Origin of the sequence: Methylobacterium nigriterrae, assembly GCF_037106235.1 — a bacterium.
Classification (GTDB): Bacteria; Pseudomonadota; Alphaproteobacteria; order Rhizobiales; family Beijerinckiaceae; genus Methylobacterium; species Methylobacterium nigriterrae.
Map to the genome: position 1 here is coordinate 1 of NZ_JBAWTG010001149.1, position 203 is coordinate 203.

The following is a 203-nucleotide window of genomic DNA, read 5'->3' on the forward strand; positions in this document are numbered from 1 at the left end:
TAGCCTCACGCACCTGGTGCGAGGCCGTCTCGACGTTTCTCTGCACGATCTGCTTGGTGTTCTGGGCGGCCTGCTCGCGCAGACCGGCCATCTTGTTCACGCCCTCGCGAGCGGCCTCAGCGAACTGCTTGCCCTGCTCGGCGGTCTTGTTGATGGTCGCCTTGGCGGTATCGGCGGCCTTGTCGCTCTGCTCGGACTGCTTG

General features: G+C 65.0%; 1 pseudogene. It reads right to left on the bottom strand.

Going from position 1 to position 203, the window contains the following annotated elements:
- A pseudogene (locus tag WDW90_RS40550) lies at positions 1 to 203 on the bottom strand (phasin family protein); the annotation flags it as partial.